This is a genomic window from Mesorhizobium sp. MC2-1-1, from assembly GCF_057597255.1.
The window spans coordinates 4021562-4046975 of sequence record NZ_CP195205.1 but is presented as its reverse complement, the minus strand read 5'-3'; the positions used below and the strand labels follow the sequence as shown (position 1 = coordinate 4046975).

Below are 25414 nucleotides of genomic sequence, written 5' to 3'. Positions count from 1 at the left end.
CCTTGCCGGCGGACCTGTCGCGGTCGACCTCGGGACCATCGTCAAGGTTATGAATTTATTGACTTTTCTTAATCGCTTTTAACGAATTCGGTGACGTTTGCCCCGCCCGCCGTTAACTTTCCGGTCAAAGCCGGAACGAATCGGCGACGAATCAGCGATCTGTCGGTTTTCCCGGTTTGTTCACCCCTAGATATGGTGTTATCCACAGCTTGCCCACCGAGAACTCACAGCTTGTGAAGAGAGTTGCGCACAGGGAGTGCCCCGGCCGTTAACCTTTGCGTGCCGAATTGAGGCAAGGTGTCGCGCCGGCCTTGCCGGCGGGCAAAAGGCGGCCCCAAAATTGGGGCCGCCTTAGCGATAACGGGTGTCAGGCGAAGTACTGGCCGCCATTGGCGGTGATGGTGGAGCCGGTGATGAAGCCGGCTTCGTCCGAAGCGAGGAAGACCACGCAGCGCGCGATCTCTTCCGGTTCGCCGAGGCGGCCTACAGGGATCTGCGGGATGATACGTTCGTTGAGCACTTTCTCGTCGATCGCCTTGACCATCTCGGTGGCGATGTAGCCCGGACAAATGACGTTGACGGTTATGCCGGCTCGGGCCCCTTCCTGGGCGAGGGCCTTGGAGAAGCCGATGTCGCCAGCCTTCGAAGCCGAATAGTTTGCCTGGCCGGCCTGGCCCTTCTGGCCATTGATCGAGGAAATGGTAATGACGCGGCCAAACTTGCGGTCGCGCATGCCGCTCCACAGCGGGTGCGTCATGTTGAAGACGCCGGAAAGGTTGGTGTCGATCACCTCTTTCCACTGCTCGCGCGTCATCTTGTGGAACATGGCGTCGCGGGTAATGCCGGCATTGTTGACCAGCACCGCGACCGGACCGAGATCGGCCTCGACCTGCTTGATGCCGGCGGCGCAGGCGTCATAGTCGGCCACCGACCATTTATAGACCGGGATGCCCGTCTCGGCCTTGAACTTCGCGGCCGCCTCGTCATTGCCGGCATAGTTCGCCGCGACCGAATAGCCGGCGTTCTTCAACGCGACCGATATCGCCGCGCCTATGCCGCGCGACCCGCCCGTGACGATTGCTACCTTGCTCATGCGTTTCCCCTTCTTGAAGCGACCCTGTGTCCGGGCCTGGCAGATAAGGAACGGGCGGCTTTACGCCGCCCGTCAAATCGAGTCCGTCAAAGCGCTTCCACGCACATGGCGACGCCCATGCCGCCGCCGATGCACAGCGTGGCAAGGCCCTTCTTCGCGCCGCGACGACGCATCTCGTGGATCAGCGTGTTGAAGATGCGGGCGCCGGAGGCGCCGATGGGATGGCCGATGGCGATGGCGCCGCCATTGACATTGACGATGGAGGAATCCCAGCCCATGCCTTTGTTGACGGCGCAGGCCTGCGCCGCGAAGGCCTCGTTGGCTTCGACGAGGTCGAGATCCTTGACCGACCAGCCGGCCTTCTCCAACGCCCGCTTCGAGGCCGGGATAGGTCCGGTGCCCATGATCGCCGGATCTACGCCGGCGGTCGCCCATGAGGCGATGCGGACCAGGGGCGTGACGCCGCGCCGGGCAGCCTCGGCTTCGGTCATAAGCAATGCGCCGGCGGCGCCGTCATTGATACCCGACGCATTGGCGGCAGTCACCGTGCCGTCCTTGTCGAAAGCGGGCTTCAGCTTGGTCATGGCGTCGAGCGTCGCGCCGTGGCGGATATATTCGTCCTGATCGACGACGGTGTCGCCCTTCTTGCCCTTGATGGTGAAGGCGACGATCTCGTCCTTGAACCTGCCGGCCTTCTGCGCGGCTTCCGCCTTGTTCTGCGAGGCCAAAGCGAACTCGTCCTGGTCGTCGCGGGTGATCTGGAACTGGCGGGCGACGTTCTCGGCGGTGTTGCCCATGTGGTAGCCGTTGAAGGCATCCCACAGGCCGTCCTTGATCATGGTGTCGATCATCTTGTAGTCGCCCATCTTGACGCCGGCCCGCAGATGCTCGGCATGCGGGGACAGTGACATCAATTCCTGGCCGCCGGCGATGATCACCCTGGCGTCCCCGGTGGCGATCTGCTGCATGCCGAGCGCGATGGCGCGCAGCCCCGAGCCGCAAACCTGATTGAGGCCCCAGGCGGTGGTCTCCTTCGGCAGGCCGGCATTGATCGAGGCCTGGCGGGCCGGGTTCTGCCCTTGAGCGGCGGTCAACACCTGGCCGAGGATGACCTCGTCGACTTCCGCCGCCTCGACGCTCGCACGCGCGAGCAATTCCTTGATGACCGCGGCGCCGAGCTCATGCGCCGGCGTGGCGGCGAAACTGCCGTTGAAGGAGCCGACCGCGGTACGGGCGGCGCTGGCAACGACGATTGAATTGGAAGCGGCCATTTTCTTCTCCAGACTTCGAGTTGTCGTATTTTAGGCTATCGTTGAGGACTTTTCTTGCCCGTTAAATGACCTGAGTCAAACCGGAAATGGGCATGACCGCCATGCGCGGCAAGCAGGGCGCGTGCCGGTTGCGGTAACATGACGTCGACGGCGCGGCGGATTTTGCAATGGCTATGCAGCATTAATTGATGCCGCAGTGCACAAACCACTTGGAATTGTGACGCTTTTGCGCGTATCCTCGATAAAGGGCGCAATCGTTACCGGCCGCTTACTCCTTGAGGTGCCGGTGTCCTGGGGAGGATACGGATGGCCGTGAAAGACGACCCGATCGTCATCAAGAAGTATGCCAATCGCCGGCTCTACAATACCGGCACAAGTACCTATGTGACACTCGAGGACTTGGCCGAGATGGTCAAGAAAGGCGAGGAGTTCACGGTCCAGGACGCAAAGACCGGCGACGACATCACTCATCCGGTGCTGACGCAGATCATCTTCGAGTTGGAGAACAAGGAAGGGCAGAACATGCTGCCGATCCCGTTCTTGCGCCAGCTCATCTCCTTCTACGGCGATCAGATGCAGATGATCGTGCCGAGCTTCCTCGAACAATCGATGATCGCCTTCTCCAAGGAGCAGGAGCGGTTTCGCGAGCAGATGAAGGGCGCCTTCGGCAAGACGCCGATCGACATGATGAAGACGCCGATGAAGGCGCTCGAGGAACAGACTCGCCGCAATGTCGAGATGTTCCAGAACGCCATGCGCATGTTCACGCCATTCCCGTCCGGCGGCGGCACCGCCGCCGCCCCGTCCGAACCGCCGAAGAGGGAAGAGAAGTCCGACGATCTGCAGGAATTGAAGGCACAGATCGCAGCTATGCAGCGCAAGCTCGATACGATGTCGTAAGGTGTGCCGATATTCAGGTGAGGCCGGCCTGCGAACGACGACGGTCTGCGCTTCCGGTGCTCACGTACTTTGAGTACGCTCCATTCCGGTTCTCGGCAGCCATCATTCTCGACGCGGCCTGACCTGACTTTCGACACACCTGGCGCGCTTTACCCGTCGCTCACCGTTCTCTCGGCCGGCCCGTCATAGCGGGCGCGGGGCCTGATCAGCCTGTTGCTTGTGACCTGCTCGATGGCATGCGCCGTCCATCCGATGCTGCGGCCGAGGGCGAACAGGCGGAACGGCGCGTCGGCCGGCAGGCGCAGGCCGCGCGTCATCGCCGCAAGGGCGAAATCGATGTTCGGATGCAGGCCGGTCGCGGCAAGGACCGCGTCGCGCAGGCGCGATAGCGCGTCATCGATCCGGAAACCGGACAAGAGGCCCTCCGCGCGCGGGTCTCCTTCCGGGTAGAGTGGGTGGCCGAAGCCCGGCAGCGGCCGGTCATGCGCCAGCCAGCGGGCAATCGCCTCGTCGGGACCCAGCCGCTCCGCATCCTCGGCCAATGCGATCGCCGCAGCACCCGCACCGCCATGGCGTGGGCCGCTCAGCGTCGCAAGGCCGGCGAGCAGGCAGGCGGCGACCGGGGCGCCGGTGGAGGCCGCGACGCGGGCGGCGAAGGTCGAGGCGTTGAGCTCGTGATCGGCCAGCAGCACCAGCGCCTTGCGGATGAGATCGGCGCCTTCGTCCTCGACCGACCAACCACGCGCCAGCCTTGCATGCACGGGTTCGGATCCGGGCATCGCGCCGAGCGCGGTGGCCAGCGCGCTGGTTGCGGCGGCGCCGTCCTGCTGCAGCATGGCCGGCCTGCGGCCGAGCGAGGGCCAGCCTTCGGCCGCGAGCGCCGAGAGCCTGGCAAAGGCCGTCGCGGCTCCGCTCTGCCGGGCGGACGAAGGCGTCAGCGAAGCGAATGACACCGGCGAATCCGATGCCCACAACAGCGCGGCCGTTTCCTCGAGCGTAGCGGCGAATGAAAACGCCACCGCATCCTTGCCGCGATAGACCAGGCGGCCATGCAGCACCGTCGAGATGGAGGTGGCGATCGCCGGCTCGCCCCAGGCGATGGCGCTTTCGGCGATCGCCCGCGGGCTCCGCCCGCGAGCGCGTCGGGTGGCAAGCGCTGCGATGTCGTCGGCGCGGTACTGGCTGCGTCGCGGGTCGGTATCGTCCGGCTTCATGCCGACGCGGCCGCGACTGACATAGGCATAGAGTGTCTGAGGCCTGACGTTCAGCCGCTCCAGCGCTTGCTCCCGCGTCAGCCATTCCGTCATTTGCCGCCTTACATTGATTATCTTGATCAAGATTGATGTATTGATTGCACAGTATTAATTGCAATGCACAAAAGGTCAAGGAGACGATCATGACGAATGGGCTCGATGATGTTGTGGCGGCCGATACGGTGCTTTCCGATGTCGATGGCGCGGGCGGGCATCTCACCATCCGAGGCCATTCGCTGATCGAGCTTGCCGGCCGCTGGCGCTATGCGCAGGTGGTCCGGCTGCTGTTCGACGGCTTCTTCGACGATCTCCCAGGCGATGCCGGGCTGGAGAAGGCGGTCGGCAAGGCGCGCGTCGAGGTGTTCGATCGCCTGCAACCGGCGCTTCCGCAGCTTGCCCCGCTCGACATCTACAGTGGCATGCGGGCCGGCATGGCCATGCTTCCGGACGGTGACGGGCTTGCCGACGCGCTGCGGCTGCTCGCAGCGCCAGCGGTGCTGACGCCTGCGCTGCTGCGCCTTGGCCGAGGCGAGACGCCGGTCGCTCCCGACGAAAACGCCGATCATGCCGGCGATATGGTGCGGATGCTGGCCGGCGCCGCCACGCCGGCGCTTGCCAGGGCACTGGACAGCTATCTGGTGACGGTTTGCGACCATGGGCTCAATGCCTCGACCTTCGCGACCCGCGTGGTGGCCTCGACACAGGCCGGGCTGACCTCCGCGATCCTGGCGGGGCTCGGAGCGCTGAGGGGCCCGCTGCATGGCGGCGCGCCGGGGCCGGTGATCGAGATGCTGGACGCCATCGAATCCAGCGGCGACGCCGCCGCCTGGCTCAAAGAAGCGATCGCGCACGGCGATCGCATCATGGGTTTCGGCCACCGCATCTATCGGGTGCGCGATCCGCGCGCCGACGCACTGAAGGCGGTCGTGCGGCAGCTCGGTTCGCGCAAGGAGGCGAGTGGGAAGGAAATGGGCAGCCGGCTGGCCTTCGCCGAGACGGTGGAACAGGCAGCGCTCGACGTGCTCAGGATCGCAAAGCCGCAACGCTCGATCCAGACTAATGTCGAGTTCTATACCGCGCTTCTCTTGGAAGCGGTCGGCTTCCCGAGAGAGGCATTCTCCAACGTCTTTGCCGCGGGCCGCGTCGCCGGCTGGATAGCGCATGCGCGCGAGCAGCAGGCGACCGGACGGCTGATCAGGCCACAATCGCGGTATGTCGGACCGGTGCCCGATCTCGTTGCTTGAGAAGCTCGGTTCCTCTCACCACTTCGTGGGCCGAGGAAGGAACCCCTAATGACCGAAATTTCATGCGATCACGCTTGTGTGTTCGTGTTCTTGCCTTGGTCCGCCCTTATATGCTGCGCTGCAACATAGGCTGACTGTTCCGACTCCGTCCAAATGACGCGGCGGCAGGCCAGCGCATCGAGACAAGGAACGCCATGGTGAAGAACGGCAAGGCGGAGGAAAAGAAGAAGATCAATATTGCGCTTCAGGGCGGCGGCTCGCACGGCGCCTTTTCCTGGGGCGTGCTCGACCGGTTGCTGGAAGACGGACGGCTGGAGATCGCGGCGGTGTCCGGCACCAGCGCCGGCGCTATGAACGCGGTGGCGCTGGCCGACGGCCTTGTGCGCGGCGGCGTCGAGGGCGCGCGCCGAAAGCTCGACGATTTCTGGCGGGCCGTGGCCTCGAAGGGCCGCTTCAGCCCGGTGCAGCGCATGCCCTGGGATGTCGCGTGGGGCAACTGGTCGATAGAGAACACGCCCGGCTACGTCTTCTTCGATACGATGTCGCGGGTGTTCTCACCCTATGTGGCCAATCCGCTCGGCCTCAATCCGCTGCGCGATGTGGTGGAGAAGGAGATCGACTTCGACAATGTGCGGGCCTGCAGGTCGATGGAGCTGTTCATCTCGGCGACCAATGTCGAGACCGGGCAGTTGCGCGTCTTCTCCGACGGCGAGATCGACGTCGATACGGTGATGGCCTCGGCCTGCCTGCCGCAATTGTTCCGCGCCGTCGAGATCAAGGGCGTGCCCTATTGGGACGGCGGGTATGGCGGCAATCCGGCGCTTTTCCCGTTCTTCAAGACGACGGCGACCGAGGACGTGCTCCTTGTGCAGATCAATCCGGTGGTGCGCGAGGGCACGCCGAAGAGCGCCAACGAGATTCAGAACCGCATCGACGAGATCACCTTCAACGCGGGGCTCCTGCGCGAATTCCGCTCGATCGCCTTCGTCAAGGAACTGATCGCGGCCGGACGCCTGCCACATGGCGAATACCGTGACATCCGCATGCACCGCATCGATGCAGACGAGGCCTTCAAGGATTTATCGGCCTCATCCAAGGTCAATGCCGAATGGGCGTTCATCGCCTATCTGCGCGACCTCGGCCGAAGTGCTGCAAGCGACTGGCTGGAAGCGAATTACGACGCCGTCGGCGAGCGGGCCACACTCGATCTTTCGGGCGAGCTCGCCGACGGCTTCAAGCCGTTGCACGGTCCGGCGCCGGGGCGCCGCGTCAAGGAATTCCTTGCCGCGCGGATGAAGCCGGAGGCGGCGCGGCGCCAGGCCTGATTGCAAGGACCTGAGCTTGCAGGACCGAGCCCGCGTGGACAGCGGCCAGTCCGGTTTTGCGACCGGAGCGGACAGGCCGCCGTCACAGGGCGGCGCTATTTCAGCGGCAGAAACAGCTCGACGATGATTTCAGGCACCGGCGCGGCCGGGGAAAAGGACAGCCGCCGCTGGCAATAGATCGGGAAGTCGCGCGTTTCCTCGCCGCTGGCCGGAAGCCAGTCGCGATAAAGGTAGAGCGCAGCCGGCTCAAGATTGTTGGTATTGCCGGGATAGCGCAGCACGGCGCAGCGCCCGCCGGGGATCTCGCCGGCCTTTACCTCGTGCCGACGCAAATGTCCATGCTGTAGTCGGCCGCGACAGCGGGACATCTTTCGGAGCGGAAGACGTTGAAGGTCGGGCTCGTTTCGGGCGACAGTCCGGCCGCCTTGCGCCAGGCGATGAACCGCTGGATGGTGTCGCCGAGCATCGCCCGATCTCCGCGATGTTCCATAACCGCCACCAGGGTGGGCGGCACTTCGCGGATCATCACGTCATCTGGTGTAAAGATTATCTGCATGAGCTTTGTCCTCGCGTTGCCGAAAGGCGCGGGCGAAGGCATCCGGTGCATCGTAACCAGCATCCATCGCTATATCGGTGACGCTTTCGGCGTCCGCGTGGCCCAACCGAAATGAAGCGCGCTTCATGCGGGCGAGCTGGACATATCGGTGCACGGACAGCCCGAAGGTCGCCGTGAACTGCCGGTGGAAATGATATTTCGAATAGGCTGCGACGCCGCTCAGCGCCTCCAGGTCCAGATCGTCGTCGAGATGCCGATCTATGTGATCCAGCACCCTTTGCATCCGGGCATGGTGGTCATGAACCGCTGCCTTCATCGCTCCGTTCTCCGTGGCAGCACCAGCTAAGCCGCGTGGACATGAGGCGCTCGGCCGATCTTGCGGATTTTTTCGCCGCGAGCCGCCCACCGCCGCCAAGCACCGTTTGCACGCCAGTTCATACATGGACGGCGAAAAGGGTCGTTTGCGGACCGGTGGGCTTTCCTATGTCGACGACGGGTGCCAACCGGATATCCGGATCGCTTGAATCGGGGCATTCCGCAACGGAACCCGGGCAACGCTGGATTCGGTTGCATGGCCGATGTAACTTACCTGAACGTAAACGGGAGGTTGCGATGCTGCAGACAAGACAGAACGCGCTCGGCGCCCGTTTCGAGCTGCAGTGCCGGGCCTTCGAGAAGGAGCCCTTCCCAAGCCTGGCGGTCCGCAAAGATCGCCTCAAGCGCCTTCTCGCGCTCACCGAAGAGCATGAGGCCGAGATCTGCGCCGCGATCGACAGCGACTTTTCCGCCCGCTCGGCCCAGGAAACGCGGCTTGCCGAATTGTTCGTCGTGCGCGCCGGCGTCAGGCACGCGCTGTCGCATCTCGGCGCCTGGATGCGCGAGCGACGCGTTGCCACCAGTCTGCCGTTCCTGCCCGGCCGCAACCGCCTGTTGCCGCAGCCGCTCGGGGTTGTCGGCATCGTCTCGCCCTGGAACTATCCGTTTCAGCTCGCCATCGCGCCGGCGACGGCGGCGCTCGCGGCCGGCAACCGCGTGCTGATCAAGCCGTCGGAGCTGACGCCGAAGTTCTCGGACCTTCTCGCCAGCCTCGTCGAAAAGTATTTCGCCGCCGACGAGGTCAGCGCGGTGGTCGGCGACGCGGATGTCGGCAAGGCATTCGTGTCGCTGCCCTTCGACCATCTCCTGTTCACGGGCTCGACGGCGGTCGGCCGCCAGGTCGCGCTGGCCGCAGCCGCCAATCTGACGCCGGTGACGCTCGAGCTCGGCGGCAAGTCGCCGGCGATATTCGACCCGTCCTGCGATCTCGATGCGGCGGTGGCCAGCGTCGCCTATGGCAAGCTGCTCAATGCTGGACAGACCTGCATAGCGCCGGACTATCTGATGGTCCCGCGGGGCCAAGGTGCCGCGATCGCCGCGAAATTTGCGGCGGCAATCGCGAAGCTCTATCCGCGCCTCGCCGACAATCGCGACTATACGGCCATCGTCAGCGAGCGGCATCATCGGCGATTGAACGACATGGTCGTCGAGGCGCGCGAGAGCGGCGCCGAGGTCACCGAGGTCAATCCGGCTAATGAGAAGCTTGGCGTCACCGACCGCAAGATGGCGCCGGTGCTGGTGCGCAATGCCGGGGAAAACCTGCGGCTGATGCGCGAGGAGATTTTCGGTCCGGTGCTGCCGATCGTCGAGTACGGGACGGTGGACGAGGCGATCGGCCATGTGAACCGGGGCGAGCGTCCGCTGGCGCTTTATTGGTTTGGCAGCGACAGCGCCAACCGGCAAAGGGTCATGCATGAAACCGTGGCCGGCGGCGTCACGATCAATGATTGCATGATGCATCTGGTGCAGGAGCGGCAGCCCTTCGGCGGGGTCGGCGAGAGCGGCACCGGCGCTTATCACGGCGAATGGGGGTTCCGCACCTTCAGCAAGGAGAAGCCGATCTTCATTCAGTCGAGGCTCAGCGCCGGCGGCCTGCTGCGGCCCCCTTACGGCAGGACGTTCGAGCGAATCTTCCGGTTGCTCAACCTCATCACTTGACGGATTCAACCGGACCATAGTGGGGCGTGACCGCGCTCCAACCGGACGATTGTCACCGCCCGTGGAAGATTTCTCGCATAATGCTGACGGCTGTTGCCAATAACCTTGGGGAACCTGCCCACGCGCCCGAAAAAGCGCCAGCAGGAGTGAAGAAAAGCCCGCTTTAGTCGAGGTATAGCGTTCTATGGCGCAATGTTTCCGCAACTTTTCCGACTATATTGCGCCGCAACTTTGAGGTAGAAGCGCACGTCCGCCGATCACGGCAAATTGAACTGGGCCCCGCGCACCCCCATATCGGCCGCGCGCCCGAGTCGGAAGCGCCGACCTCGCCAGGTCCTGCAACGGAAAAATGATGATGCCGAAAATCAGGTTTCACAAGCTTGCAGCCATTGCCGTGCTCATCGGTTTCGCGGCCTGGATGGGAACGGGCGAGTTCTCGTCCGTCGGCAGCGCCGCAGACAAGTCGGTCACCACCGACAAGCACGCCGGCGCCGGACAGCCGGAGGCCGCCAAGGCGAAGACAGCCGACGCCGAGCCCAAGGCCCCGCCGCGCACCGTCGCGGTGGTGACGCCGCCGCGCAAGATCTATGCGCGGGCAATCCGCATCTCCGGCCTGACCGAGGCCGACAAGCGCGCCGTGCTGGCGACGCGCGTCGCTGGCGTCATCGAAAAGCTGCCGGTCAAGCAGGGCGATCACGTCAAGACCGGCGACCTGGTGCTGATGCTCGCGGCCGAGGAGAAGATCTCCAACGTCGATAATGCCAAGCAATTGCTTGTGCAGCGCAAGGCCGAGCTCGACGCCGCGGAGCGGCTGGCCAAGACCGGCAACCTGCCCAAGCTGCAGCTCGACACCGCCCGCTCCAACCTGACGCTCGCGCAATCGCAACTCGACACCGCACAGGCCGAGCTCGACCGCAACGAGGTCAAGGCGCCGTTCGACGGCATCATCGATCGCATTCCGGTCGAGCTCGGCAGCTCGGTGATGCAGGGCGGCGAGGTGGCGACGATCCTCAAGCTCGACCCGGTGATCGCACGCGGCGAGATCAGCGAGCGCGACCTGCGCTACGTCAAGATCGGCGACGAGGCCGACGTGCGCCTGGTCAACGACCAGAAGGCCACCGGAACGGTGCGCTACATCAGCCGCGATGCCTCGGCGCAGACCCGTACCTTCCGCGTCGAGGTGGCGATACCCAATGGTGACGGCTCCATTCCCGCCGGCATGACGGCCGAAATCACGCTCAGCGCCGAGCCGACCGACGCGATCTTGCTCCCGCGCTCGGTGGTGACGCTGGGCGACAAGGGCGATCTCGGCATCCGCGCCGTCGGCAAGGACGACAAGGTGGCGTTCTTCCCGATCGACCTCGTCGACGACACGCCGCACGGCCTGGTGCTGGGCGGCATTCCGAAAGATGCGCGCATCATCGTCGCCGGACAGGAACTGGTGAAGGAAGGCGACCTGGTGAAGCCTGTCGAGGCCGACCAGGCGATCATCAGCAAGCTGATCGGCGAAGCCACCGGCGGCACGCAGTAAGAACGACACGCCCTTGCCGGCGCCGCTTGGCGGTGGCCGGTTCGCAGCCCGAAGAACACAGGCCGAAGTCATGGATATCGTCAAACTCGCCATCAACAACGCCCGCCTCACGATATCGGCGCTGCTGTTCCTGCTCGTCGCGGGCTGGGTCGCCTATCAGTCGACACCGAAGGAAGCGGAGCCCGATGTTCCGATCCCAATGATGTATGTCAGCCTGATTTATCAGGGCATCTCGCCGGAGGATTCCGAACGCCTTCTGCTCAGGCCGATGGAAAGCAAGCTCAAGAGCCTCAAGGGGCTGAAGGAAATGCGTTCGGCCGCCTTCCAGGGTGGCGGCTATGTGCTGGTCGAGTTCCAGCCGCAGACCGACCTGGCGACGGCGTTGCAGGATACGCGCAGTAAGGTGCAGGACGCGAAGGCCGACCTGCCGCAGGCCGCCGAGGAGCCGACGGTCAACGAAGTCAATGTCTCTGAATTCCCGGTCCTGGTCGTCACACTTTCGGGCGACGTGCCGGAGCGCGTGCTGACGTCGGCCGCGCGCGAGCTTCGCGACCGCATCGAGGAAGTGCCTGGCGTGCTCGAAGGCTCGCTGCAGGGCGCGCGCGACGACCTCGTCGAGGTCGTCATCGATCCGGTGAAGCTTTCCTCCTACGGGCTACAACTCGACCAGGTGATCCAGGGCGTCGCTTCCTCAAACAGCCTGGTCGCGGCCGGCAACCTCGAAGGCTCGGAAGGCAAATACGCGGTCAAGGTACCGTCGCTGATCGAGACCCCTGAAGATGTCGCCAACCTTCCGGTCGTCGCCACGCCGAACGCCGTGGTCCAGGCAAAGGACATTGCGACGATACGCTCGACATTCAAGGATGCGGAAACGGTGACGCGCCTCGACGGCAGGCCGGCCATCGCCATCGAGGTGAAGAAGCGCATCGGCGCCAACCTCATCGACACGCTGACCCATGTCAGGGAGGTGTCGGACAATTTCATCAAGACGATGCCGGAAGGCATGCATGTCACCTACACGCAGGACAAGTCGGTCTTCGTCAACCAGCTGCTCGGCGACCTGCAGAACCATGTGATGATCGCAGTCATCCTGGTGTTCATCGTCATCCTCTACGCGCTGTCGGGACGGGCCTCGCTGCTCATCGGGCTTGCCATCCCGTCGTCGTTCCTGATGGGCATCCTGCTGCTCGCCATGATGGGCTACACGATCAACATGATCGTGCTGTTCAGCCTCATCCTGGCGGTCGGCATGCTGGTGGACGACGCCATCATCGTCACCGAATTCGCCGAACGGCGCATGAGCGAGGGCATGCCCAAGGCCGACGCCTTCGCGCTGGCCGCCAAGCGCATGGCAGGCCCGGTGATCGCAGCGACGATGACGCGCATCGCCGCCTTCTCGCCGCTGCTGTTCTGGCCCGGCATCATCGGCGACTTCATGAAATACATGCCGATCACGCTGATCGTGACGTTGTCTGCCTCGATGCTCTACGCGCTGGTCTTCGCGCCGACCTTGGGCGCGATCTTCGCCAAGGCGCCGGAGCATCACGAAGAGGGCAATCGCGACGGCTGGTACATGGCCGTGGTCAAGCAGGCGGTGCGCTTCCCGATCACCGTCATCCTGCTCACCGTCGGCCTGCTGTTTGGCGTCGGCTTCGCCTATTCGAAATATGGCGCCGGCGTCGAGTTCTTCCCCAGCGTCGAGCCGGATTACGGCCTGCTCTACGTGCATGCCCGCGGCAATCTCTCGCTGGCGGAAATGGACGCGGCGACGAAGACGGCGGAGAACAGGCTGCTCGGCTGGCCCGGCGTGAAGTCGGTCTATACGCGCGTCGGCAAGACGCAAGGCGGCGGCCAGGACGTCCCGGAAGACGTCGTCGGCGTGATCCAGTACGAATTCGTCGACTGGCGAGAGCGCAAGTCCGCCAACCACATCCTCGACGATCTGCGCGGCGTGATGGCGGGCATTCCCGGCGTCGATGTCGAGGTGCGCGTTCCGGAAGCCGGCCCGCCGACCGGCAAGCCGATCCAGATCCGGCTGTCGGCCGCCGATCCGGCCGGGCTCGACGACAAGGCGCGGGCGGTCGCGGCCCGCATCGCCAAGATTCCCAACGTCATCGACATTTCGGACGGCCTGCCGCCGCCCGGCGTCGACTGGGCGCTCGAGGTCGACCGCGCCAAGGCGGCGCAATACGGCATCAGCCCGACTTCGGTCGGCACGGTGGTGCAACTGGTGACCAACGGCCTCAAGCTCTCGGAATACCGGCCGGCGGGCGCCGACGACGCGGTCGACATAAGGCTACGGCTGCCGGAGGATCGGCGCACGCTCTCGACGCTCGACGAGCTCCGTGTGCAGACCTCGCAAGGGTCGGTGCCGATCTCGAACTTCGTCGTGCGCAAGCCCGAGCCGACCGTCGGTATCCTGAACCGCATCGACGGCGCGCGCACCGTGGTCGTGCAAGCCAATGTCAGCGCCGGAGCGCAGGTGGCGGCGGTGCAGGAGCAGGTCACCAAGGCCGTCGCCGAGATGGATCTCGGCAGCGGCATCCGCTGGAAGCTGGCCGGCTCCAACGAGGACAGCGCGGAAGCCAGCGCCTTCCTCGGCAAGGCCTTTGGCGCCGCGATCTTCCTGATCTTCCTGGTGCTGCTTGCCCAGTTCAACAAGTTCACCAGCGTGTGGCTCGTGCTGTCCTGCGTGGTCATGGCGACGATCGGCGTGTTCCTCGGATTGCTTCTGACAGGCGAGGCCTTCGGCATCGTCATGTCGGGCATCGGCGTCATCGCGCTCGCCGGCGTGGTCGTGAACAACAACATCGTGCTCATCGACACCTATGACCGGCTGCGCGAGGAGGGCTGGGACAAGATGGACGCGGTGCTGCAGACCTGCCGCGAGCGTGCGCGTCCGGTGGTGCTGACGGCGGTGTCGGCCATTCTCGGCGTGCTGCCGATCGCCTTCGGCCTCGGCCTCGAGATCTTCCATCACGAGACGACGATCAACGCGCCGTCGACGCAATGGTGGATCTCGTTGTCCTCGGCGATCGTCTTCGGCCTGTCTTTCGCCACGCTGCTGACGCTGGTGGTGACGCCGTCAATGCTGATGGTGTTCACCCGCGCCAAGGTGAAGCCTGGCCAGCGGCGCGGCTGGTTCGGCCGCCTGTTCCGCGGTGGCAAGGGCGAGGTCACGACCGACGCGCCGGCCAGTGAGTCGGGCGCCGGGCCGGCGCAGGCTTTCCCGAAAGCCGCGGAATAAAGCGATTTCACAAGCCAACGAAAGAAGCCGCCCGGGAACTACCGGGCGGCTTTTTGCATTGTCCCGTCGGTTTCAATCAGACGGCGAGGGCTCCATGACGATCAGCACGCTTCTCATCATCATCCTGATCCTTATCCTGATCGGCGCCGTGCCGGCGTGGCCGCATTCGCGGTCCTGGGGTTACGGGCCGTCCGGCATTGTCGGCGTCGTCCTGATCGTGCTGCTGGTGCTTTTGCTGATGGGCAGGATCTGATCAGGCGGCCCTGCGACCGGGATCCACGGCGATACCGATATCCTTCAGGGCTTCCTTCACCGCCTGGTCGAGCGGGGTGTGCGGTATTTCGCCGATCACCTCTTCCAGCCGCGTCGAGACCAGCCGGTGCGCTTCGAAGCGCAGATAGGACATCGAGACAATCTCGCGCCACATGGCGACGAAAGGGCTGCCGGCGCGCAGCACCCACCAGGGCATGAAGGAGAGCTTCAGCTTGCGGTTCAGCGCCTTCTCGGCGGCGGCCTTCATGTCGAGATCGGTAATGGCGTGGCCGGGGAAGTTGATGGCTTCGTAGAAGCCGAGCTTGTCGAGGTTCTTCGCCAGGCCGACGAAGCCGACGGCGAAGTCCGGCAGGTAGGCCCATTCATGCGTCAAGTCGGCCGGGCCGGGCGCGGTGTAGACGCCTTTGCTCATCTTGGCGGCGACGACGAGGTCGAACCAGGAGCCTGAACCGGTGCCGCCGAAGAAATCGCCCGCCCTGAGCACAATGGTGCGCACCCGGCCAGCCTCGGCCTCGCCACGGAACAGGTCTTCCATGGCGCAGCGGATGCGGCCCTTCTCGGTGGTCGGGTGGAACGGCGTCGCCTCGCTGATCACCTGCGGCATCGGCGAGCCATAATTGTAGACGGTGCCCGGGAAGAGATGCAGCGCGCCATTCGCGCGGCAGGCGGCAATGACGTTCTCGGCCATCGGCATGCACTTGCCCCAATCGGTGTAGACCGGGTTCAGGCCGTTGAAGACGATGTCGATGCCCTGCGTGGCCCCGATCAGCGACTCGCGGTCGAGCGCGTCCCCGGCGACGGCGGTCGCGCCATCGAGCTCCGCAGGAACCGTGCCGGTGCGGGTGACGGCACGGACATCGAAGCCGGCGTCGATGAAAGCCTTGCCGACCACGCGGCCGAGCCGGCCATTGGCGCCGAGGATTGCGATCTTGGTCATTTGTTCTCTCCGTTGCTTGTGTTTGCCAGGTCAATGTGAGGCGTTCACGAACGAATTGAAATTGACTGTGATTGGCGTTCTGTTATTCAAAAATGAATGAAGGAGTTGGACTGGAACCTGATCAAGAGTTTCGTGGCGGTCGCCGATACCGGCAGCCTTTCGGCCGCCGCGCGCAGGCTCGCCGCCAGCCAGCCGACGCTTGGCCGCCATATCGCAGAACTGGAAGCGGCGCTTGGCGTGACGCTGTTTCGTCGCGGGCGGCGTGGTTACGAGCTGACCGAGGCGGGCAGCACCCTCTATGAGCGTGGCCGGGCCGTCAGCGAGCAGGCCAATTCATTCTCGCTGCTGGCGCTGGGGTCGGTCGAGGCGATAGAGGGCACGGTGCGTATCGCCGCCTCCGAGGTGGTCGCGGCCTATGTGCTGCCGCAGATGATGGCGCGTCTCGGCGAGGAGGAGCAGGGCATCGAGGTCGAGATCGTCGCCTCGAACCAGGTCGAGAACCTTTTGCGCCGCGACGCCGACATCGCCATCCGCATGGTCAGGCCGGCGCAGAACGAACTGGTGGCGCGCAAGGTCACCGACATTCCGCTCTGTGCCTGCGCGACAACGTCCTATCTTGTCCGGCATGGCCGCCCGACCCGGCCCGGCGACCTCGCCAATCACGCATTGGTCGGATTCGACCGTAGCGACGAGATCATCCGTGGCTTCACTGCCTTCGGCATCCCGGTCAGCCGCGGAAGCTTCCGCTTCAGGACCGACAACCAGATCGTGTTGTGGGAAGCGGTGCGGGCCGGAAACGGTATCGGCATTGGCCAGCGTCCCCTGGCCGAGCGCGATCCGACGCTAGAGATCGTGCTGCCGAGCCTGCCATTGCCGGTGCTGCCGGTCTGGCTCGCCATGCATCGTGACGTGCGCACCAGCATGCGCATCCGGCGCGTGGCGGATTTCCTGCATGAGGAACTGAAGCGCTACTCCGCCGGCACAGCTTCGGGAGCGAATTCGGCCCGGTGAGCGAGGCCCGCCATCAGAAGCACGATGACCAGAAGCCCGGACAGTGCAATGAAGATCGGCCCGAAGCTCGAATGCTCGGCGACGAAGCCGATTGCCGACGGGGCGACCAATATGCCGGAATAGCCCATGGTGGTGACGACGCTCATGCCGGTGCCGGACGACATGCCTTCCTGGTTGCCGCCGGCCGAGAACAGGATCGGCACCATGTTGGCGATGCCGAAGCCGCAGAAGGCGAAGGCGGCGATGGCGAGGTACGGCGAGGAGGAAAGGCCGGCGACGAGCATGCCGGCTGCCGCGACGAGCGCCGAACCGCGCAAGGTCGACACCGCGCCGAAGCGGTTACGCACGCCGTCGCCCAGGAAGCGCATCAGCGCCATGACGCCGGAGAAGGCGGCGTAGGCGAGACCGGCGACCGCGAGATCGGCGCCCAGTTCCTGGTGCAGGAACAGCGCCGCCCAGTCGAGCACCGCGCCTTCCGACACCATGGTGAGCAGCGCCATCAGCCCGACCAGATAGACGGTCGTGTGCCGCGGCAGCGAGAATTTCCGATGCTCGACCGCCTGTGGCCGGTCCTCGGCGACGAGATAGCGAATCGCAAAGGCGATGACCGCAAAGGCGATTACCGTGACGGCGACGGCATGGGCGAGATAGCCGTAATTCTGAATCGAGAAGCCGCCAAGGGCGCCGCCGGCGAAACCGCCGAGGCTCCAGAAGCCATGCGAGGACGACATGATCGCGCGGGACAGCTTTCTCTCCACCACCACCGCATTCGAGTTCATCGCGACATCCATGCCGCCGATCGAGCCGCCGAAGATCACCATGGCGATGGCCGCCAGCGGCACGTTGGGCGCGAGCGCCACGATGAGAAGGCCGAAGCTGCCGCAGATGCCGAACGCCCTCGTCACAGCGCGCGAGCCATGCCTGGAGATCAGATGACCGCACCAGGTCATTGCGATGACCGCGCCGGCGCCGAACAGGAGGATCAGCAGGCCGAGCGTGAATTTCGTGATCTCCAGCCGGGTCAGGAACACCGGGATCTGCGGCGCCCAACTGCCGGTCAGAAAACCATTGGCGAGGAAGATGCCGGCCACGGCCCAGCGGCCGCGTGTCGCGGCCTGCATGATGTTTTGCGCGCTCATGATCCGAAGTCCGTCATGCAAAGGGGTTCGCGCGGCAAATTAGATCGATTCAATTTGTAGTCAAGAACCGTATCAGGGAAGTGCTTGGACCAAGGGAGCGCCCCAGGGTCAGCGTCGTTCGTCGCAGGCTGCTGCGGTGGAGATTAGCTGAAGCGCCTGTCCATAGCCGCGAAGGCGTTCGGCATCGCTAGTGATCCATCGGGCGCTTCGCCTCGAACTCGGCCTTCTTAGCTGCGGAAGCCTCGGTCTGGTTGAGCGCCTGCCATTCGGCATAGGGCATGCCGTAAATGATCTCGCGCGATTCGTCCTTCGACAGAGCCACGCCTTCGGCGTCGGCGGCCTCGCGATACCAGTTGGACAGACAGTTGCGGCAGAAGCCGGCGAGGTTCATCAGATCGATGTTCTGGACATCGCCGCGTTCGCGCAAATGCTCCACCAACCGGCGGAAAGCGGCTGCCTCGAAGTCGCGCTTCTGTTCGTCGCTGAGCTCGGTCATTCGGGAACTCCCGGTCTTGCGGCCATCAAACCGGCCCGGTGCGCGAGCCGAACATCTTCACCTCGTGTATATCGGCACGACGGTCGATGGCGTCAACGATGGGCGCCAACCGCTCGGCCCAGGCTAGGGCGCCCGCGCGGTCGGCGATCAGGTCCTGGCGAATCTCGATCAGCGCATGGGCATAGCCGTTGACGATGGCATGGCGGAACATGGTGTCGCCGCGCAACGCGCCGTCATAGGGCTCGTTGTCGCCGACAACGAGGGATTCGTCCTGCGCCAGCATGTCGATCAGCGGCCGCGCCACGCGGTCGTCGCGGTCCCAGAGCACGCCGACATGCCAGGGACGGACGAAACCCTGCATCGCCGGCGTGAAGGAATGGACGGAGAAGATAAACGGCGCCTTGCCAGCGGCATGCGCCACGGAGGCGATCATCGCGCCGACGGCGTCGTGATAGGGGCGGTAGAAGCGGTCGAGCCGCCGCTCGCGCTCCTCCCGGGCGATCGGATAGTTGCCGGGCACCACCGTGCCGTCATAGAGCTGACGGATCATGGTCGGGTCGTCCTCGCCCCGGTTGGGGTCGATCAGCAGCCGCGAGAAGCCGGCCAGCACCGCCGGCGCGTCGAGCATTGCCGCAAGCTCGCGCGTCACCGTCTCGACGCCGATGTCATATGCGATGTGGCGATCGAATTCGGACGCCGGCAAACCGAGACTGCCATATTCCTCGGGCAGGTCGCGGCGGGCGTGATCAGCGAGAAGCACGACGCCTTTCTTGCGGTCGCCGTCGACAATGTCGAAGGGCGCGAAAACTGTGGATCGGGTCATCGGCTGAAAAGAGGGTGAAGGCTTCGATGTGCTATCGTCATTCCACGAAGAGGACGCTGGCGCAATGCCGTTGTTTGGCCAAGGTTTCCGCAAAAAATCCCCGATGGCGGGAGAAATTGCGCGGCAGGCCCTTCTAAATCGATTGGATTTGAACAAAACGGCGCGTTGACATGCGACCGGAGTTTGCTGAAAAGGGGCGTCGAGAGATGCAAATGTGGTTCGCAAGAGGATCTGCGATGGGTTTTACTGGCCGGTTGCGCAAGCGCCTGGCCGTGCCGTTGCTGATCGTCGGCGCGGGGGTGTGCGGGCTGTTGGCGACCTCGCCGGCCCGGGCCGACTTCCGCGTTTGCAACGCAACGCAAAATCTGGTGGGCGTCGGCATAGGCTATCGCGCCAAAGCCGGCTGGATCACCGAAGGCTGGTGGCACATCGAAGGTTCGACCTGCAAGACGCTGATCGAGGGTCCGCTGTCATCAAGGTTTTACTATCTTTATGCAGAAGACGCCGAGCGTGGCGGGCGCTGGGACGGCCCGATCAACATGTGCGTCGCCGAAAAAGAGTTCAAGATTGCCGGCGTGAATGATTGCGTCGCCCGGGGCTTCCAGCGCGCCGGTTTTCAGGAATATGACACGGGCGAGCAGGCCAGCTGGATGGTCCAGCTGACCGACGAGCCCGCAACGGGAGGCGCGCCAGCGACCCCCGCCCCGGGAACGAACAGTCAATGAGACGCAACCGCAAGGTCAAGATTCTAGCCACCATTGGACCGGCTTCCTCGTCCGACGAGATGCTGAGAAAGCTTTTCGAAGCTGGCGCAGATGTCTTCCGCATCAATATGAGCCATACCGACCACGAGCTGATGCGTACGCTGGTCGGCCGCATCCGCGCGGTCGAGGCCGCCGTCGGCCGACCGATCGGCATTCTCGCCGACCTGCAGGGGCCGAAGCTCAGGGTGGGCAAGTTCGCCAACGGCAAGGAGGCGCTGACCGTCGGCCAAACCTTCACGCTCGACGACAATCCGGAACCCGGCACCTCGAAGCGCGTGTATCTGCCGCATCCCGAAATCCTGAGCTCGGTCGAGGCCGGTCACCGTCTTTTGATCGACGACGGCAAGCTGGAGCTGAGGGCTCTGAAGAGCGATGGCAAGTCGATTACCTGCACAGTCGTTGCCGGCTCGGGCATCTCCGACAAGAAGGGTGTCAGCCTGCCCGACACCGAACTGCCGGTCGGCGCACTGACCGAGAAGGACCGCGCCGATCTCGATGCGGTGCTCGCCACCGGCGTCGACTGGGTGGCGCTTTCCTTCGTGCAGCGGCCGGAGGACTTGGCGGAGGCCCGCAAGATCGCGCGCGGCCGCGCGCTGATCATGGCCAAGATCGAGAAGCCGCAGGCGGTGGCCCGGCTCCCCGAGATCATCGAGCTCTCCGACGCGCTGATGGTTGCCCGCGGCGATCTCGGCGTCGAGATGCCGATCGAGGCCGTGCCCGGCATCCAGAAGCAGATCACGCGCGCGGCGCGTCGCGCCGGCAAGCCGGTGGTGATCGCCACGCAGATGCTGGAATCGATGATCACCGCGCCCGTGCCGACCCGCGCCGAGGTGTCCGACGTGTCGATCGCCGTCTTCGAAGGCGCGGACGCGATCATGCTTTCAGCCGAATCCGCAGCCGGCGCCTATCCGGTCGAGGCGGTTGGCATGATGAACCGCATCGCCGCCAAAGTCGAAGCCGACCCGACCTATGCCGGCATCATCAACGCGCAGCGGTCCGAACCCGAGGCGACAGGGGCCGACGCCATTTCGCTGGCCGCGCGCGAGATCGCCGAGACGCTGAAACTGGCGGCGATCATCTCCTACACCGCGTCCGGCACCACCGGTCTGCGCGCCGCGCGCGAGCGGCCGCAAGTGCCAATCGTGGCGCTGTCGCCGATCCTCAACACGGCGCGCCGCCTGTCGCTCCTGTGGGGCACGCATTGCGTGGTCTCGGAAGACGCGACCGACCTCGACGACATGGTCGATCGGGCCTGCCGCATCGCGCTGGAAGAGGGCTTCGGCAAGCCGGGCGACCGTGTCATCATCACGGCCGGCGTGCCGCTGCGGACACCCGGATCGACCAATATGCTACGCATTGCGTATATCGGATCGGATACGCATTAGGCGTGTTGATATTCGGATGAGGCCGGCCCGCGAACATCGGGCTTCCCGCGCTTCCGGTTTTCGAGTTCAGCCCGGCGTCTGCCCGGCATCCGGGACGATGATGTCCGGGCATTTGTCGTCGTTATAGGCATCGCCCGCGATCCGGCTCTCCACGGTCCTGGCCATTGCCTGCAGGTCGATCGACGCGCCGGCGACTTTGCCGATGGCGCCGATCACGAGGTCGGGCGCTATCCAGTCCGGCTTGTGGCCGAGATTGCGGACCCAGACCAGTTCGGCGCCGGGAATGTCACGCCTCAATCCGACGGAGTGAATCGTCGCATAGACCACCTTGTCGCGATCGCCCGATATGATGACGGTCGGCGCTTTGATGTCGTGGTAAGAAGGGGACGCGGCAAGGACATAGTCGTAGAGCCGGGCGACATCGCGGGCGTTGGCGCGGAAGGCGGATGGCCGCAGCACCATCGGGATCGAACCGTTTTCGAGATAGAAGTCCGGAGGTCTGTTGGGTGAAAAGACGCAGGCCGTCGCATCGCCTATCCTCAGCATGCCCGCCGGATAGGCGAGCGTTTCGGAAAAAAGCCAGCCGATGACCGGTGTAGCGGTGAGCTTGTAGTACCAAGCGGTCGCGCCGCCCGGCCATGGGTGCGTGGCGGGCGCGAGGAAGACCAGCCCCAGTGTCTTCTCGGGATGCTGGCGGGCAAAGGCAGCGGTGATCGCGCCGCCGAAGGAATGTGCGACGATGACGGCTTTTTCGATGCCGAGGCGGTCCATCAGCCCGGCGATCGTATCGGCCTGCGCGGCCAGGGTCTCGTTGTTGCCGCGCTGCGACCAGCCGAAGCCCGGGCGGTCGAGGAACAGCATTTCTGCGCGACCCTCGAGCAGCGGCTTCAGCGGCAGCATCTGGTCCTTGAGGTTGGCGCTGGCGCCGTGAATGAAGACGACTGGCGGCAGATCGGCGCCGGCGGGCGCCGGGATATGGACGTAGTGGATGCGCGCGCCGGCGATCTCGGCGAACGCGCCGACCGGCGGGCTGCGTCGCTCGATCGCCCAGACGCCGGCGCGGGTGACGCCGGCCAGGGCAAAGAGGAGCGCGATGAGGAAGAGGAGCGCGGCGCCGATGAGGTTCATGCGGTGGAGATACGAGGTCAAGTCGCGATCTGGTTCAACTGGTCACGCGATTTTGACTACGTTGGCAGCCAAAATCCATCGTGCTGCCGGGCGTGTTACCGCAAGCGTTCGGACAAGCCGGCAGCGCCTCTGCTCGCCACCGTGTGGTCTGCGCGCCGGACAGTTCCGCCGATCGACGACCTGTGCAATTCGGTAAGCGAATTGGCCCGTCCGTCATTTCGGCGCCGAGACCTAATTCAGATTGATATCCCGGCTTGCCGACCGCATCGACACCGAGAAGCCGGCCAGCACGTCGAATAGCGCGATGATCATCAGCGTGAAGAAGACGGAGTGTGCGGCGCCCTTCACCAGCAGGAACTCGACCAGGAAGGCGATGAAGACCAGCGTCGACAAGAGATGATCCAGGATCGAGGCATTGGTCGTGCGCACCGATTTCGAGATCTCAATGAACAGGAAGATCAGCCCGATCAACACCATCAGGTCGCCGAGCGTCATCGAGAAGATGCCGCCCGACATCATGTGAAAGGAGAACATCTCGGTCATCCAGGGATCGTCGCCGCCGCCGAACAATCCGAGCAGGCCGAGATTGTAGAGGACGAAGGGGACGATCAGCAGCGGGACGGCACCGAACATGTGGGCGACTCCAACGGGGGCACGTCCTTGTAAAATCCGCGGCAAGCGCGCCGTCAAGGTTTTTCGCCGGCGCGGCGAACACGCTCTAAGACCTAATGAAATAACGATGTCAGCCGGTTGCTCTGTGCGGCCAATGCGTCCAAATTCCCCCGCAAGGCCTGCCTAGCGCGATGCCAAGCAAAAAGACCGGCCAGAGGCCGGTCTTTTGAAACGTCATCAATGCGAAAGCTTCTCAGCTTTCCTTCGGCTCCAGGACCTGGCGGCCGCGATACATGCCGGTCTTCAGGTCGATGTGATGCGGGCGGCGCATTTCGCCGGAATTCTTGTCCTCGACATAGGTCGGGGCCTTGAGGGCGTCGGCAGAGCGGCGCATGCCGCGCTTCGACGGAGAGGTTTTTCTTTTTGGAACGGCCATGGATATGCTCCACTACATGGTCAAAATGCCCCGGCAACCCTCGCGAAAGGGCCGCATCGAGGCCATAATCTGAGAAAGTCGGGTGCCTATACACGCCTTGCGCCGTTTTGGCCAGCGCCGGCCGCGAATTTTTTTGAGCCGGCGGCCCTTCGTCCTAATCCAGGCACCCGACATAGGCGCCGGACCTGCTTGCGCGCCTTTCTATCAGCGACGCCAGCCGCCGCAGGCCCGGCCCCGGCTTGGCCGGGTTGCGCGCGATCGGATTGGGCAAGGTGACGGCAAGCAGCGCCGCCTGCCGGCGCGACAACTGCTTGGCCGAGACGCCGAAATGGTGCCGGGCGGCGGCCTCTATGCCGTAGATGCCCGGTCCCCATTCGGCGACGTTGAGATAGATCTCCATGATCCTACGTTTCGACATCACCGCGTCGAAATAGACGGCCAAGGGCAGCTCGACCACCTTGCGCACGCTGCTGAGCGGCCGCGCCCAGAGAAAAAGGTTCTTCACCGTCTGCATCGTGATGGTGGATGCGCCGCGCGTTGCCTCGCCGGCCAGCGCGTCGTCGACGACGCCCCTCAATTCGCCAAGATCGACGCCGCGATGAAAACAGAACTGTCCATCCTCCGACATGATCACCGAATGCGCCAGCACCGGCGCCACGTCGTCGATCGAAACCCAGCGCCGATCGTAGCCGGAAAAGGTCACGAGGTCCTTCAGCATCAGCGTCGAGACCGGATGCACGAAGGACGGCAGATAAAGGAAGGTGAGCACGACGGGAATAGCCGCCAGCACGAGCGCGACGACCAGGCAACGCCGGGCGATACGCTTCAGTCCGGCGCGGTTCAGGCGCCGCGAACGCGCCATGTTCAGCCCTTCGCTTTCATGTTCGACGATCGGTTCCGTCAAGCCGCCCCACCCGTGCCTCACCCCCTCCGGCATAAAGGCGCGCGCCTGCTTGCGCAACGTCTGAGTGTCGGCTACCGCTCCCGGCCATGAGCAAAGACGACGAGATCGCCTTCGAAACTGCGCTTTTCATGCGTGCCGCCGCCGTCGAGACCGAACTGCGGCGGGTCCTCGACGCGCGTCCGCTAACCGGTGAGATCGCGCGGCCCGAGCGCCTAATGACGGCTATGCGCCATGGCGTGCTCAATGGCGGCAAGCGGCTGCGCCCTTTTCTGGTCATGGAAAGCGCGGCGCTGTTTTCGGCCGACAATGATGCGGCGCTGCGCGTCGCGGCGGCGCTGGAATGCGTACACTGCTATTCGCTTATCCATGACGACCTGCCGGCCATGGACGACGACGACCTACGGCGCGGCCAGCCGACTGTTCATAAGGCCTTCGACGAGGCGACCGCGATCCTGGCAGGCGACGCGCTGCTGACATTGGCCTTCGACATCATCGCCGACGACGCGACGGTCTTGCCGGCCGACCGCCGGGCGGCACTCGTTTTGGCGCTGGCACGCGCGGCCGGCGCCGGCGGCATGGTCGGCGGCCAGACACTCGATCTCGAGGCGGAGCGCAAACCGCCGGACGAGGCCGGCATCATCACGCTGCAGGCGATGAAGACCGGCGCGCTGATCCGTTTCGCCTGCGAGGCCGGCGCGATCCTTGCCGGCGCGCCCGCAGCCGACCGCGAGAGGCTGGCCGAATTCGGCTCGGCGATCGGCCTGGCCTTCCAGCTCGCAGACGACCTGCTCGACCTGACGGCGGACGCCAAGCAGATGGGCAAGGCGACGAACAAGGACGCCGCCGCCGGCAAGGCGACGCTTGCTTCGCTGCACGGACCCGACTGGGCGCGAAGCCAGCTCCACGGCCTCATCGACCAGGCGCATGCGCTGCTCGAGCCTTATGGAGATGCGGCGGCCCTGCTCAAAGCCGCCGCGACTTTCGTGGCGACGCGCAGCAACTGAATTTTGGCGCAGGCCCGAGCAGGCGCGCCTCCGCCGATCGCGAGAGGC

General features: G+C 64.6%; 22 protein-coding genes and 1 pseudogene. 11 read left to right on the top strand and 12 right to left on the bottom strand.

Annotation, left to right across the window (positions count from 1 at the left end; translation table 11 throughout):
* Positions 1-367: 367 nt before the first annotated feature.
* Together phbB and ACR64R_RS20025 are read right to left on the bottom strand one after the other, a co-directional pair.
* The gene (gene phbB, locus ACR64R_RS20030) at positions 368-1093 is read right to left on the bottom strand and encodes an acetoacetyl-CoA reductase (RefSeq protein WP_487358016.1); all 726 of its coding nucleotides are present in this window, start codon (positions 1091-1093) and stop codon (positions 368-370) included.
* An 86-nt stretch (positions 1094-1179) separates the two neighbouring features.
* Positions 1180-2364: an acetyl-CoA C-acetyltransferase gene (locus tag ACR64R_RS20025; RefSeq protein WP_487358015.1), complete on the bottom strand. Its 1185-nt coding sequence runs from the start codon at positions 2362-2364 to the stop codon at positions 1180-1182.
* A 306-nt stretch (positions 2365-2670) separates the two neighbouring features.
* Between ACR64R_RS20025 and phaR the strand changes: the two genes are divergently transcribed.
* Positions 2671-3264 (top strand): polyhydroxyalkanoate synthesis repressor PhaR, encoded by a 594-nt coding sequence (gene phaR, locus ACR64R_RS20020; RefSeq protein WP_487358014.1) that lies wholly within the window; start codon positions 2671-2673, stop codon positions 3262-3264.
* A gap of 149 nt (positions 3265-3413) precedes the next feature.
* Here phaR and ACR64R_RS20015 read toward each other — a convergent pair whose 3' ends face one another.
* Entirely contained in the window at positions 3414-4571 is a 1158-nt protein-coding gene (locus ACR64R_RS20015; RefSeq protein WP_487358013.1) for a citrate synthase, read from the bottom strand.
* Between the two features lie 89 nt (positions 4572-4660).
* On the opposite strand from ACR64R_RS20015, the gene ACR64R_RS20010 reads away from it, so the two are divergent.
* Both ACR64R_RS20010 and ACR64R_RS20005 read left to right on the top strand, forming a co-directional pair.
* Entirely contained in the window at positions 4661-5761 is a 1101-nt protein-coding gene (locus tag ACR64R_RS20010; protein WP_487358012.1) for a citrate synthase/methylcitrate synthase, read from the top strand.
* Positions 5762-5955: 194 nt separating this feature from the next.
* The gene (locus tag ACR64R_RS20005) at positions 5956-7086 is read left to right on the top strand and encodes a patatin-like phospholipase family protein (RefSeq protein ID WP_487358011.1); all 1131 of its coding nucleotides are present in this window, start codon (positions 5956-5958) and stop codon (positions 7084-7086) included.
* Positions 7087-7181: 95 nt separating this feature from the next.
* Here the strand turns inward: ACR64R_RS20005 and ACR64R_RS20000 are convergent.
* Positions 7182-7958: pseudogene (locus ACR64R_RS20000) on the bottom strand (AraC family transcriptional regulator).
* A gap of 296 nt (positions 7959-8254) precedes the next feature.
* Here ACR64R_RS20000 and ACR64R_RS19995 point away from each other — a divergent pair.
* The 4 genes from ACR64R_RS19995 (at position 8255) to ACR64R_RS19980 (ending at position 14707) form a co-directional block, all read left to right on the top strand.
* Positions 8255-9676, top strand: a complete 1422-nt coding sequence (locus ACR64R_RS19995; RefSeq protein ID WP_487358010.1) for a coniferyl aldehyde dehydrogenase — start codon at positions 8255-8257, stop codon at positions 9674-9676.
* A gap of 355 nt (positions 9677-10031) precedes the next feature.
* Positions 10032-11207, top strand: coding sequence for an efflux RND transporter periplasmic adaptor subunit (locus ACR64R_RS19990; RefSeq protein WP_487362500.1), 1176 nt, complete (start codon positions 10032-10034; stop codon positions 11205-11207).
* Positions 11208-11277: 70 nt separating this feature from the next.
* Positions 11278-14454: an efflux RND transporter permease subunit gene (locus tag ACR64R_RS19985; RefSeq protein WP_487358009.1), complete on the top strand. Its 3177-nt coding sequence runs from the start codon at positions 11278-11280 to the stop codon at positions 14452-14454.
* A 94-nt stretch (positions 14455-14548) separates the two neighbouring features.
* A complete protein-coding gene (locus ACR64R_RS19980; protein WP_487358008.1) occupies positions 14549-14707 on the top strand; it encodes a DUF3309 family protein in 159 nt (52 codons plus the stop codon).
* Here ACR64R_RS19980 and ACR64R_RS19975 read toward each other — a convergent pair whose 3' ends face one another.
* Positions 14708-15664, bottom strand: a complete 957-nt coding sequence (locus ACR64R_RS19975; RefSeq protein WP_487358007.1) for an SDR family oxidoreductase — start codon at positions 15662-15664, stop codon at positions 14708-14710.
* A gap of 96 nt (positions 15665-15760) precedes the next feature.
* Between ACR64R_RS19975 and ACR64R_RS19970 the strand changes: the two genes are divergently transcribed.
* Positions 15761-16675: a LysR family transcriptional regulator gene (locus ACR64R_RS19970; protein WP_487358006.1), complete on the top strand. Its 915-nt coding sequence runs from the start codon at positions 15761-15763 to the stop codon at positions 16673-16675.
* On the opposite strand, the gene ACR64R_RS19965 is transcribed toward ACR64R_RS19970, so the two are convergent.
* From ACR64R_RS19965 to ACR64R_RS19955, 3 genes are all read right to left on the bottom strand, one after another.
* Positions 16633-17814 carry an MFS transporter gene (locus ACR64R_RS19965; protein WP_487358005.1) on the bottom strand — a complete coding sequence of 394 codons (1182 nt, stop codon included), beginning with the start codon at positions 17812-17814 and terminating at the stop codon, positions 16633-16635. The genes ACR64R_RS19970 and ACR64R_RS19965 overlap by 43 nt on opposite strands.
* Positions 17815-18001: 187 nt before the next feature.
* Positions 18002-18310 (bottom strand): DUF1244 domain-containing protein, encoded by a 309-nt coding sequence (locus ACR64R_RS19960; RefSeq protein WP_487358004.1) that lies wholly within the window; start codon positions 18308-18310, stop codon positions 18002-18004.
* A gap of 25 nt (positions 18311-18335) precedes the next feature.
* Positions 18336-19133 carry an N-formylglutamate amidohydrolase gene (locus ACR64R_RS19955; protein WP_487358003.1) on the bottom strand — a complete coding sequence of 266 codons (798 nt, stop codon included), beginning with the start codon at positions 19131-19133 and terminating at the stop codon, positions 18336-18338.
* A 170-nt stretch (positions 19134-19303) separates the two neighbouring features.
* On the opposite strand from ACR64R_RS19955, the gene ACR64R_RS19950 reads away from it, so the two are divergent.
* Both ACR64R_RS19950 and pyk read left to right on the top strand, forming a co-directional pair.
* Positions 19304-19858: a DUF1036 domain-containing protein gene (locus ACR64R_RS19950; RefSeq protein WP_487358002.1), complete on the top strand. Its 555-nt coding sequence runs from the start codon at positions 19304-19306 to the stop codon at positions 19856-19858.
* Complete coding sequence (gene pyk, locus ACR64R_RS19945) at positions 19855-21282, top strand: pyruvate kinase (RefSeq protein WP_487358001.1); 1428 nt, start codon at positions 19855-19857, stop codon at positions 21280-21282. Before ACR64R_RS19950 ends, pyk begins: the two co-directional genes overlap by 4 nt.
* 66 nt (positions 21283-21348) lie before the next feature.
* Here the strand turns inward: pyk and ACR64R_RS19940 are convergent, their stop codons facing one another.
* From ACR64R_RS19940 to ACR64R_RS19925, 4 genes are all read right to left on the bottom strand, one after another.
* The gene (locus ACR64R_RS19940) at positions 21349-22410 is read right to left on the bottom strand and encodes an alpha/beta fold hydrolase (RefSeq protein ID WP_487362499.1); all 1062 of its coding nucleotides are present in this window, start codon (positions 22408-22410) and stop codon (positions 21349-21351) included.
* Positions 22411-22641: 231 nt separating this feature from the next.
* Positions 22642-23043, bottom strand: coding sequence for a hypothetical protein (locus tag ACR64R_RS19935; RefSeq protein ID WP_487358000.1), 402 nt, complete (start codon positions 23041-23043; stop codon positions 22642-22644).
* Positions 23044-23275: 232 nt separating this feature from the next.
* The gene (gene rpmF / locus ACR64R_RS19930) at positions 23276-23458 is read right to left on the bottom strand and encodes a 50S ribosomal protein L32 (RefSeq protein WP_006203806.1); all 183 of its coding nucleotides are present in this window, start codon (positions 23456-23458) and stop codon (positions 23276-23278) included.
* 154 nt (positions 23459-23612) lie between these two features.
* Positions 23613-24320 carry a biosynthetic peptidoglycan transglycosylase gene (locus ACR64R_RS19925; RefSeq protein ID WP_487362498.1) on the bottom strand — a complete coding sequence of 236 codons (708 nt, stop codon included), beginning with the start codon at positions 24318-24320 and terminating at the stop codon, positions 23613-23615.
* A gap of 128 nt (positions 24321-24448) precedes the next feature.
* Here ACR64R_RS19925 and ACR64R_RS19920 point away from each other — a divergent pair, with 128 nt between their 5' ends.
* On the top strand, positions 24449-25366 hold the full coding sequence (locus ACR64R_RS19920) for a polyprenyl synthetase family protein (RefSeq protein ID WP_487357999.1): 918 nt from the start codon (positions 24449-24451) through the stop codon (positions 25364-25366).
* Positions 25367-25414 lie beyond the last annotated feature (48 nt).

Coding starts and splice junctions, on each gene's coding strand:
- phbB (WP_487358016.1), bottom strand. CDS start 1,093: ATGAGCAAGGTAGCAATCGTCACGGGCGGGTCGCGCGGCATAGGCGCG.
- ACR64R_RS20025 (WP_487358015.1), bottom strand. CDS start 2,364: ATGGCCGCTTCCAATTCAATCGTCGTTGCCAGCGCCGCCCGTACCGCG.
- phaR (WP_487358014.1), top strand. CDS start 2,671: ATGGCCGTGAAAGACGACCCGATCGTCATCAAGAAGTATGCCAATCGC.
- ACR64R_RS20015 (WP_487358013.1), bottom strand. CDS start 4,571: ATGACGGAATGGCTGACGCGGGAGCAAGCGCTGGAGCGGCTGAACGTC.
- ACR64R_RS20010 (WP_487358012.1), top strand. CDS start 4,661: ATGACGAATGGGCTCGATGATGTTGTGGCGGCCGATACGGTGCTTTCC.
- ACR64R_RS20005 (WP_487358011.1), top strand. CDS start 5,956: ATGGTGAAGAACGGCAAGGCGGAGGAAAAGAAGAAGATCAATATTGCG.
- ACR64R_RS19995 (WP_487358010.1), top strand. CDS start 8,255: ATGCTGCAGACAAGACAGAACGCGCTCGGCGCCCGTTTCGAGCTGCAG.
- ACR64R_RS19990 (WP_487362500.1), top strand. CDS start 10,032: ATGCCGAAAATCAGGTTTCACAAGCTTGCAGCCATTGCCGTGCTCATC.
- ACR64R_RS19985 (WP_487358009.1), top strand. CDS start 11,278: ATGGATATCGTCAAACTCGCCATCAACAACGCCCGCCTCACGATATCG.
- ACR64R_RS19980 (WP_487358008.1), top strand. CDS start 14,549: ATGACGATCAGCACGCTTCTCATCATCATCCTGATCCTTATCCTGATC.
- ACR64R_RS19975 (WP_487358007.1), bottom strand. CDS start 15,664: ATGACCAAGATCGCAATCCTCGGCGCCAATGGCCGGCTCGGCCGCGTG.
- ACR64R_RS19970 (WP_487358006.1), top strand. CDS start 15,761: ATGAAGGAGTTGGACTGGAACCTGATCAAGAGTTTCGTGGCGGTCGCC.
- ACR64R_RS19965 (WP_487358005.1), bottom strand. CDS start 17,814: ATGAGCGCGCAAAACATCATGCAGGCCGCGACACGCGGCCGCTGGGCC.
- ACR64R_RS19960 (WP_487358004.1), bottom strand. CDS start 18,310: ATGACCGAGCTCAGCGACGAACAGAAGCGCGACTTCGAGGCAGCCGCT.
- ACR64R_RS19955 (WP_487358003.1), bottom strand. CDS start 19,133: ATGACCCGATCCACAGTTTTCGCGCCCTTCGACATTGTCGACGGCGAC.
- ACR64R_RS19950 (WP_487358002.1), top strand. CDS start 19,304: ATGCGACCGGAGTTTGCTGAAAAGGGGCGTCGAGAGATGCAAATGTGG.
- pyk (WP_487358001.1), top strand. CDS start 19,855: ATGAGACGCAACCGCAAGGTCAAGATTCTAGCCACCATTGGACCGGCT.
- ACR64R_RS19940 (WP_487362499.1), bottom strand. CDS start 22,410: ATGAACCTCATCGGCGCCGCGCTCCTCTTCCTCATCGCGCTCCTCTTT.
- ACR64R_RS19935 (WP_487358000.1), bottom strand. CDS start 23,043: ATGTTCGGTGCCGTCCCGCTGCTGATCGTCCCCTTCGTCCTCTACAAT.
- rpmF (WP_006203806.1), bottom strand. CDS start 23,458: ATGGCCGTTCCAAAAAGAAAAACCTCTCCGTCGAAGCGCGGCATGCGC.
- ACR64R_RS19925 (WP_487362498.1), bottom strand. CDS start 24,320: ATGGCGCGTTCGCGGCGCCTGAACCGCGCCGGACTGAAGCGTATCGCC.
- ACR64R_RS19920 (WP_487357999.1), top strand. CDS start 24,449: ATGAGCAAAGACGACGAGATCGCCTTCGAAACTGCGCTTTTCATGCGT.